This is a genomic window from Corallococcus aberystwythensis (assembly GCF_003612165.1).
Taxonomy (GTDB): domain Bacteria; phylum Myxococcota; class Myxococcia; order Myxococcales; family Myxococcaceae; genus Corallococcus; species Corallococcus aberystwythensis.
On the sequence record NZ_RAWK01000025.1, the window covers coordinates 41,896 to 50,775 of the forward strand.

The window sequence follows — 8,880 nt, forward strand, 5'->3', positions numbered from 1 at the left end:
GCGCGTACAGTCCGCGCCCTCCTGCCCGTGACGAACCGAACCGCTCGCATCGCCTTCGCCGCCGCGCTCGTCCTGGGGGCGCTCCCGCTCTGGGTGTCGCGCCTGCTGCCCATGGTGGACCTGCCGCAGCACCTGTACCTCATCTCGGTGCTGCACCGGCTGGACGACCCGACGACGCTGTACCCCACGCTGTTCGCGGCGCGGCACGAGCTGACGCCCTACCTGGGCTACTACTACCTCGTCAGCGCGCTCAACTGGCTGTTGCCGCTGGAGCTGGCCAACCGCGTCTTCCTCACCGCGTACGTGGTGGGGATGCCGCTGGGCATGGCGTTCCTCCTGCGCAGCCTGGGGCGGCCGTCGTGGCCCGCGCTGCTCACGCTGCCGCTCGCGTACGGGGACAGCTTCGGCTGGGGCTTCATCAACTACCTGGCGGCCCTGCCGCTGACGCTGCTGTGCTGCGGCCTCTTCGTGCGGACGCTGACGGACGCGCCGCGCCGCCCGCGCTGGGGCGTGGGGCTGGCGGTGTGCCTGGTGGCGGTGCTGCTCTTCCACGTGCAGGCCTTCGGGTTCCTGGCGTTCGGGCTGCCGTGGCTGCTCCTCACCACGCCGGTGCCGGAGGACGCGGCGGCGAAGGGGGTCGCGGCCCGGCTGCGGCCGCGCGTGCCGGCGCTGCTGGGCGTGGTGCCGGGTGTGGCGCTGTTCCTGTCCTGGGTGGTGCTCCGGTTCGGCAACCCGCCGGACATCCAGCCGGGCGCGCCGTGGAAGGCGTGGGGGCCCACGTTCTCGCCGCAGAACCTGGCGTGGAAGGGCTTCGAGCAGAACCGCGCCGAGTTCTTCCAGGTGCTCGCCAACACGTTCCATGACGGTTCGGACCGGTGGCCGCTGTACGCGGTGGGCGCGGTCGCGGTGGCGGGCTGGGTGCTGGGCGTCATGGGGCCGGGGACGCGGCGCGAGGGTCCGGTGGCGCGCTGGCGGCTCTTGGGGCTGGGGGTGCTGGCGCTGGCGCTCTACTTCCTCCTGCCCTTCGACATCCGGGGCTACGTCTACTACCTCAACACGCGCTACGCGCACCTGGCCGCGGCGCTGCTGGTGGCGAGCATGCCGGCCGCGCGCGCGGAATGGCGGCGGCCGTTGGGGATGGCGGCGGCGGCGAGCGCGTTGCTGCTGGCCTTCGTGATGGGGCGCGGCTTCCAGCGCTTCTCCGGGGAGGCCCATGAGCTGGAGGTGCTGTCCGGCTTCGCCGCGAACCGGCCGAAGGTGATGGGGCTGGTGTTCGACCCGCGCTCCAGCGTGGTGCGCTTCCCGGTCTTCATCCACGCGGCGGCGGTGGTGGCGCGCGAGCGCGGCGGGGTGCCCAACTTCACCTTCGCCACGACGCCGCACTCGCCGCTGCGCTACCGGGGGGAGGTGCCGCCCACCTTCCCGTCCGAGTGGCGGCCCCAGGAGCTGGACCAGGCGACGCAGGGGAGCTGGTACGACCACTTCCTCGTGCGCGGGGTGCATCCGTCGCGTGTCTTCGGCGGACGGTTGCAGTCGGAACTGGTCATCGTGGGACAGGCCGGGGGGAGCTGGCTGGTGCGGCGGCGGTAGCGCGTGAAGTAGAAACACGGCGCATGAGCCCTGCCTCCACCGAGCCCCGTCCCCTGCTGGATGCGCTGCGCGCCGGCACGCCCCTGCCCGCCTTCCCGGAGGCGGACGTCGAGCAGGCCCGGAAGCTGGCGGGCGACGTGGGCTCCGCGTCCGCCGCGAGCGTGGAGGCGCTGCCCGAGGCCCTGGCGGGCGCGGTGCTGGAGGCCGCCGTGCTGGCGGGCCATGTGGCGCTGCCGGAGACCCTGTCCGCATCGCCGGTGAAGCCGCTGGCCAAGGCCGCGAAGAAGGCGCTCTACCGGCTGCGCTCGCGCGGCGTCACCCCGCCGGAGGCCCCCAAGCCAGCGCCTCCGGCTCCAGCCCCGGAGACGCTGCCCACGCTGGTGACCCTGGTGTCGTCGGCGGGGCAGTACGGCCTGCTGCTCACGCGCGTGGTGCGCGGCGGCGTGGAGCTGCTCCAGGTCATCGCGTCGGATGAGCAGGGTGTGCTGGAGCTCAACCGCACGGAGCAGAGCCGGGGGGACATCCGCCGCATCCTCAAGCACGGGCTGCAGAACGGCTTCGGCATGGAGGTCTCCCGCGAGGAGGGGGCCCGGCTGCTCGCGGAGGCTGCGGCCCTCAACCTGCGCACCCGCACGCCCTTCCCGCCGGACCTGGAGGCCGCGCTGCGCCACCACGGCGTGCAGCCCGTCCATGAGCCGGAGCCCCTCCCCTCCCCCGAGCCTGACGATGTGCGTCGTGCCCTGGAGGGCGATCAGCTCCACGCGACGCCGGAGCTCGCGGAGTGGATGCCGCCCGACGCGGAGGTGCGCGCGCTGATGGAGCAGGTGCAGGCGCTGGCCTCGAGCCCCCTGGCGTTGAGCGGTGCGCAGCGCCAGGAGCAGGTGCGGCAGCGGGTGCTGGACGCGGCGCGGGCCTTCTTCACCCCGGAGGTGCGCCAGCGCTACGCGCGCCGCCTGTGGCGCATGGCTGCCTTCTTCGACGCCACCGGGCGGGCCCTCCAGGCGGACATCGCGAGGGGCGAGGCACGGCGCCTCTTCCACGGACTCGACGAGCCCTTCTCACGCTTCGCGGAGACGCTCTTCGCCAAGGTCGTGGTCCTGGCCGCGGCCGGAGCCCAGGCGCAGGCCGCGCAGGCCGCCACGGCCCCCGGAGAGCCACCGGAGGGCCCCACGAACGAGCGGCGCAGCCCCGGCGGCCTCATCCTCCCCTGACGGCGCAGGGCCCGCGTCCCCAAGCGCCTTGAGAGCGCCCCGGGAGCGGGCCCACTTCACGTCAGAGCTGTTCCGTGCGGGCGCACAGGAGCAGGTCCAGGTTCTCCCGCTCCCACGCGAGCGCCCGCTGGTAGTCGTGGAAGCGCTTCTCGTGCTCCATCAGCTCCGGCGGGTGGATGCAGCGCCGGCCGTCCTCGCCCCGGCGGGCGCGGTAGACGTGGTGCAGCATCTCGTGGAAGACGATCCACTCCACGAAGTACCGGGGCACCAGCGGCTGGTCCAACGCCGGGTGGATGCGGATGACCTTCGAGTCCGCCGAGTACGAGCCCATCTTGATGCTCTTGCGCGGACCCTTCACCCGGGGCGCCGGCCCGTAGGTGATGGCCGCGTCGATGCGGCTCTGGAAGTAGCGCTCGTTGAGCCGCTCATAGATGCGCCCCAGGTCGTGGTAGCGCCCCACCGGCGTCATCCGCAGCCGCTTGCGCATCTGCGCCGGGGACAGCCGCCGGATGAAGATGCGGTTGCGCTCGATGTAGCGGTCCAGCAGCGCGCTGGCGTCCGCGTCCCCCTTGCGCACGAAGCTGGCGAGCGCCTGGAGCACGTCGTCCGGCGCGGCCAGGAACATGTGGTGCAGCCGCAGCCGCCACAGCGCCCGCTGACGCTGGAACGTCAGCATCGTGTGGGTGTTGTCATGAATCTCCACCGCCACCTTCCCCCGCAGCCGCGTGCGCAGCCGGCGCTCCAACACGCGCCGCCACACCTTCACCAGTCGGTTGGGCTCCGGGGCGACCGGGAGCTGCCGGGCCACCCTCCCCGCGGGGTAGGTCCTCTGTCGGTTGATGTTCTTCCGCTTGTTCGCGCGAGCCATAGAGGGGCCGGAGTCTACGGACCCCTCTGACATGTGTAAACGCGCTCGCTTGGTGGAAAGCCAAGGAATTCCAACGACTTAAGGGCACTCAAGCTTACCCGGTCCTACGTGTCCTCCGGGGGGGGCCGATGCCGCATACGCGTAAGTCGCCGTGCCAATTAGCGTCGCCTGCGGCATGGGACCCGGAGCGTCTGGAGTTCCCCGGTTACAGGTCGGATGTTGTAGGTCTCAATACCCCGAGGTGCCCGCTTTCCGGGGCAGGTGTACTGGACGCGAAGCGGGCCGGGAGCCAGGGCGACCACCTGGTTGATGGGAAGCTTCCCGCCCCCCGGCCGGCCAAGCACGGTGCGCACCGGAGCGTCGAAGCGGACATCCACGGTGGCGGGGGCCTGAGGCTCGGCGCGCTCGGCGGGTCTGGCGGGCTCGGCCGACGCCACCGTTTCCACGGCGGGCGGTGCCGCGGTTTCAGTTCCCGTCGCGGCCACCGCGAGCCCCGCGTCCGGCGTCTGGGCCGTTTCCGCGAGGACGGGCTGCGTGGGCTTCGGCGGCGCGACCTCCGCGGGAACAGGCGCGGGCGCCTTCACCGGGGCCGTGCCCTGGGGGCCGGGCCGCACCGGGCCTCCCGCGGGGGGCCGCTTCATGGGCACCGGAGGAGCCTGCGCCTCGGGGCTGAAGAGGCCCATCATCCACGCGGCGCCCAGCCCCAGCACGGCGACGAGCAACACGCCCACCACCACCAGCGCGGCCCTGCGCGAGCGCGTCAGCGAGCCAGAGGAGTCGAGTGTGTCGGGCCCCACGTCGTCGGAGCCCTCGTCCACGGCGACGGGGGCGCGCACGGCCCGCCGGGGGGGCGGCCGGCGCGGCGCATGGAACCCGATGGTGGACTCGTCGTCGTCCGGATCTCCGATGGTCACGGGCGTCGGCCCCGTGAGGCTCATCCCGGAGGCTCCCGGGTCGGTGGCGAAGCGCTCGTCGTCCGCAGGGGACGGCCGCGGTGGTGGGCGGACGTTGCGGGCCCCGGGGTTTCCGGGCGGCGCGGAGCGGTTCGCGTCGCTGGTCGGCGAGGCTCCCCGGCGAGGGCCCGGAGGCTGCGACACGCGCCCGTCGTCCCCCATGCGCCGGGGACCGGACGACAGCGGCTCCGAGCGGCCATCGTCGGCGGGCGCAATGCCCGACCGGCGCGGGGCCGGAGGCGGCGTCGAGGCGCGATCCGCGGGCGCGTGCGGCGGCGTGCGGCGCGGGGTGGGCGCGAAGGGATCATCCGACGCACCAGTCCCCCGCGGCATGGCCACGCCGGACGACGGGCGCCGTGTACGGTCCGGGGCCCTCCGCTCACCCGGCGGTCCGGAGCGCGCGGTGGGCTCTGGAGGGCCGCCCCGCCGCGCCGGTGCGGGTGGGGCGGGCCGGGGACGGCGCGCGCGCAGCGGCACGGTGGAGTCGGCGTCCTCGTCCTCCTCCTGCGCCTCCTCGTCCCAGGCCTCCGCCTCGAACACGGGCTCCAGGTGGCGGCGCGGCGTGGGCGCACCGGGCATCGTCCCGACGGCGGTGGACTCGCCGTCGTCGTCCTCGTCGTCTTCGTGCCCCGTGGGCAGCTCGCGCGGCCGCGCCATCTGCGTCTCGGGCTCGCGCTCCTCCGCGTCCCAGGCACGCAGCGCGGCGGCCTCCGCCGTGGGCCGGCGCGCGGGAGGAGGCCGGGCCACCAGCCCCGCCGGTGTCAGCGCCGAGGCCCCCCGGGGTTGCGACGCCGTGCCTCCCAGCGGCAGCGTGCGCGCCGCCGTGTCCTCGTCTCCCGTCAGCGGCAGGGTGCGCGCCGCCGTGTCCTCGGTGAGCGGCAGCGTGCGCGCGGCGGTGTCCTCCTCCGCGTCCGCCAGGGGCAGCGTGCGCGCGGCGGTGTCCTCCGGCAGGTCCGGCACCGGGGGCGGCAGCGGCGTGCGCAGCGACGGCAGCGGCAGGGTGGCCTCGTGCCGGCCCGCGCGCTTCGTCGGGGGGATGTGGAGCACGGTGCGCTCCTCCTTCGCCCCCAACAGCCGCGCGATGTACCCCGTCACGTCCAGGCTCTGCTTGAGCACGCCGGAGGCCAGGAAGGCCTCCAGGTCGTGGCGCACGTCGGAGGCCCGCTGGTAGCGCTGCGTGCGGTCCTTCACCAGGCACCGCATCACGATGCGCGACAGGTCCTCCGGGTAGTCCGGGCGCACCAGGTGCGGCGGCGTCGCCTCCTCGTAGCGGATGGCGTAGAGGATGCCCTCCGTGGTGGCACGGTGGAAGGGCTGCTTGCCGGTGGTGATTTCGTAGAGCATCACCCCCAGCGCGTAGATGTCCGCCCGGTGGTCCAGCCGCTCCTGCATGATCTGCTCGGGCGACAGGTAGAGGAACTTCCCCTTGATGACGCCCGGCTTGCTGCGCTCCATGAACGCGCCGGCCTTGGCGATGCCGAAGTCCACGAGCTTCACGCGCCCGTCGTAGGCCAGCATCACGTTCTGCGGAGAGACGTCCCGGTGGATCAGCTCCAGGGGGCGCCCATCCACGCCGCGGCTGAAGTGCGCGTGGTCCAGGCCCGCGGCGATGGCCGCGCAGATCTTCGCCGCGACGCCGTACGGCATGGAAGCGCCGAACTTGTGCTCCTCCATGAGCACGCGGCGCAGGTCGACGCCCTCCACGTACTCCATGCAGATGAAGATGTTGTCCCCCTCCTTCCCCAGCTCGTGCACCTGCACGATGTTGGGGTGGTGGAGCTGGGCGGCGATGCGCGCCTCGTCCAGGAACATCTGGACGAACTCCGGCTCCTCGGAGAGGTACGGGAGGATCCGCTTGATGACCACCAGCGTGGGGTCCGGCGGCCTGTGCGCCAGGAACAGCTCCGCCATCCCACCCAGCGCGAGGCGCTTGATGAGCAGGTACTTTCCGAACGGGGTGGCCGTCTGGGGCGAGCTCAAGGACGTGGAGGGTGCGGGCCGCGGGTGGAACTTTGAACCGTGTCCGGAGCCTACCTGCATTCCCGCCCCGGGGGGAGCCGTCGGACCCGCCCGGGGCGGACTCTAGGCAGGCCCGGCGAACCGCGCGAACTTTCGGGCCCCGGCCCCTGAAACACGACCGCCCCCCAGGGCGAGCAGGCCCTGGGAGGCGGAAGTTGGAAAAGCGTCAGGCGGAAGGGACTACTCGATGACCGCGCCCGCGACCTCGCCCGGCAGGTCTTCGCAGCCCTGCGGGATGAGGGTGTAGGTGTAGCGCTGGTTGGTGCCCGGCACGCCGCTGTCCCGGTCATTGCCGCTGCCGCCGCAGCTGGTGATGTTGGAGCTGCCGTTGAGGCAGCCCGCGAAGGTGTAGGTATCCCAGACACCCGTGATGCCGTTGGGGAACGTCACCGAGCCGCCATCCAGGGCCGCCTTCTGGTAGTCGCAGCCCGAAACGCCGCCGTCGGACCGGTCACGCGTCTTGTCGTGGTAGACGAGGATGCCGCCGGTGACCTCGAAGCCGTAGAAGAGGGTGCCCGCGTCCTCGTTGTCCAGGCGCTGGAGCTGGGAGGGCTGCGGGTTGGTCAGCGTGAGCGGACCCGCCAGGTGCACGCGCGTTCCCAGGTATGCCGCGCTGTTCTGGGCCGCCGCGAGCGACGCCGTCAGCTGCTCCACCGTCACCTCGTTGGCCGGGGGCAGGTTCGCCGTACCCGCGTCCGTGAGCTTGGGCGTGATGGCCAGGGGCACCGGAGGAGTCTGCTGATTGGCCAGGTGGTGGCGGCGGCCGCTGAACGGCGCGTTGTTCGGCTCCGTGCCGAAGTAGCCCTCGACGTCCACCGTATCGCCGACCTGCGGGTGATACGTGTTCGGCTTGTCCGAGTAGAACTTGTGGATGAAGAGGCCCTCCTTGGGAGCGGCCGGATCCGTCACCCAGAAGTACGAGCGCCACTCCGCGCTGGTGCCCAGCTTCTCGTAGTGGACCCCCGAGATGACCACGTCGCGCAGCGTCGACTTGGCGCCGAACGACAGCTTGCGCGTCGCGGCGATCTGGTTGGCCGTGCCCGCGTCGCCGGTACCCGCGTCCGTGTTCGTGCCCGCGTCCGTTCCCGCGTCCGTCCCCGCGTCCGTGCTGCACACGCCCGTACAGCCGGCGTCCGGGGTGGGCGTGGGGTTGTCATCGTCACGACCGCCACAGCCGGCCGCCGTGGCCATTGCCGCGGCAGCCAGGAGGGCCGCAGCGCCCAGCTTCTTGCGCAGTTCCATTCGTATCTCTCCGGGGGGGTGAGGGGCGCCGCGTTCTTGAAGTCCGACGCCGGTCGGGCTGAGGATTCAGGCCCTTATACCGGCCGCTTACGGGGGCCGGCAAGGAACGGACCGGGCCCCTGTCCGAGACATCGCAGTCAATTCAGGAATAGGTGGATCAATGCTGCCGCGTGACACGTTTTTGCAGGGTCTGAAGCCCACGCTGCACATCGCGCACCGCGGCGGAGCGCTGGTCGCGCCGGAGAACACGCTGGAGGCCTTCCAGCGCGCTGTCCACACGCACCGCACGGACATGCTTGAACTGGATGTGCACCTATCGCGCGACGGCGAGGTCATCGTCGCGCACGACGACACGCTGGAGCGCTGCACCGACGGAGAAGGCCCCCTCGCGGCGCTCACGCTGGCGCAACTGAAGAAGCTGGACGCGGGCCACCGCTTCACGCCGGACGAGGGCCGCACGTTCCCCTTCCGGGGCCAGGGCGTGCGCCTGCCCACGCTGCGCGAGGTGCTGCGCGCCTTTCCGTCCCTGCGCCTCAACGTGGAGCTCAAGCCGGACGTGCCCGGCGCGGAGGACGTGCTCGCCCGCTTGCTGACCGGGGAAGGGGCCCTGGGCCGCGTGTGCCTGGGCAGCGAGCAGGACGTCATCGCGGAGCGGCTCCACGAAAAGCTGCCTGACGCGTGCCACTTCTATCCGCGCGACGCTTTGGCCGCGTTCATCCTGGCGCTCAAGGCAGGCGAGACGCCGCCGGAGGATGCGCGCTTCAGCGTGCTCGACATGCCGCTGTACTTTGGCGAGGTGCGGCTGGTGGACGACGTGCTGCTGAAGGCCGTGGCCGAGCGGGGCAAGTGGATCAACGTGTGGACCGTGGATGATCCGGCGGAGATGGACCGGCTCATCGCGGAGGGAATCGGCGGCATCATGACCGACCGGCCCGACCTCCTCCGCCAGCGAATGGACGCCCCTGGAAAGCCGGGTTAAGCCTTTGGGCTCCATGCC

At 72.4% G+C, this 8,880-nt stretch carries 6 protein-coding genes; 3 read left to right on the forward strand and 3 right to left on the reverse strand.

Annotated elements, in window-relative coordinates:
- Nucleotides 1-27: 27 nt before the first annotated feature.
- Both D7W81_RS06290 and D7W81_RS06295 read left to right on the forward strand, forming a co-directional pair.
- Complete coding sequence (locus D7W81_RS06290; protein ID WP_208721192.1) at nt 28-1,590, forward strand: hypothetical protein; 1,563 nt, start codon at nt 28-30, stop codon at nt 1,588-1,590.
- A gap of 23 nt (nt 1,591-1,613) precedes the next feature.
- On the forward strand, nt 1,614-2,801 hold the full coding sequence (locus tag D7W81_RS06295) for a hypothetical protein (protein WP_120554408.1): 1,188 nt from the start codon (nt 1,614-1,616) through the stop codon (nt 2,799-2,801).
- A 61-nt stretch (nt 2,802-2,862) separates the two neighbouring features.
- Here D7W81_RS06295 and D7W81_RS06300 read toward each other — a convergent pair whose 3' ends face one another.
- The 3 genes from D7W81_RS06300 to D7W81_RS06310 form a co-directional block, all read right to left on the reverse strand.
- The gene (locus D7W81_RS06300) at nt 2,863-3,669 is read right to left on the reverse strand and encodes a hypothetical protein (protein ID WP_244227004.1); all 807 of its coding nucleotides are present in this window, start codon (nt 3,667-3,669) and stop codon (nt 2,863-2,865) included.
- 158 nt (nt 3,670-3,827) lie between these two features.
- Nucleotides 3,828-6,602 (reverse strand): serine/threonine protein kinase, encoded by a 2,775-nt coding sequence (locus D7W81_RS44025; RefSeq protein WP_120554409.1) that lies wholly within the window; start codon nt 6,600-6,602, stop codon nt 3,828-3,830.
- Between the two features lie 219 nt (nt 6,603-6,821).
- Complete coding sequence (locus D7W81_RS06310) at nt 6,822-7,883, reverse strand: hypothetical protein (protein ID WP_120554410.1); 1,062 nt, start codon at nt 7,881-7,883, stop codon at nt 6,822-6,824.
- 160 nt (nt 7,884-8,043) lie between these two features.
- On the opposite strand from D7W81_RS06310, the gene D7W81_RS06315 reads away from it, so the two are divergent.
- Nucleotides 8,044-8,862, forward strand: a complete 819-nt coding sequence (locus tag D7W81_RS06315) for a glycerophosphodiester phosphodiesterase family protein (RefSeq protein WP_120554411.1) — start codon at nt 8,044-8,046, stop codon at nt 8,860-8,862.
- Nucleotides 8,863-8,880: the final 18 nt, after the last annotated feature.

Bases quoted from the DNA above. Each gene is read 5' to 3' on its own strand.
- D7W81_RS06315 (WP_120554411.1), top strand. From the start codon at position 8,044: ATGCTGCCGCGTGACACGTTTTTGCAGGGTCTGAAGCCCACGCTGCAC.
- D7W81_RS06300 (WP_244227004.1), bottom strand. From the start codon at position 3,669: ATGGCTCGCGCGAACAAGCGGAAGAACATCAACCGACAGAGGACCTAC.
- D7W81_RS06295 (WP_120554408.1), top strand. From the start codon at position 1,614: ATGAGCCCTGCCTCCACCGAGCCCCGTCCCCTGCTGGATGCGCTGCGC.
- D7W81_RS06310 (WP_120554410.1), bottom strand. From the start codon at position 7,883: ATGGAACTGCGCAAGAAGCTGGGCGCTGCGGCCCTCCTGGCTGCCGCG.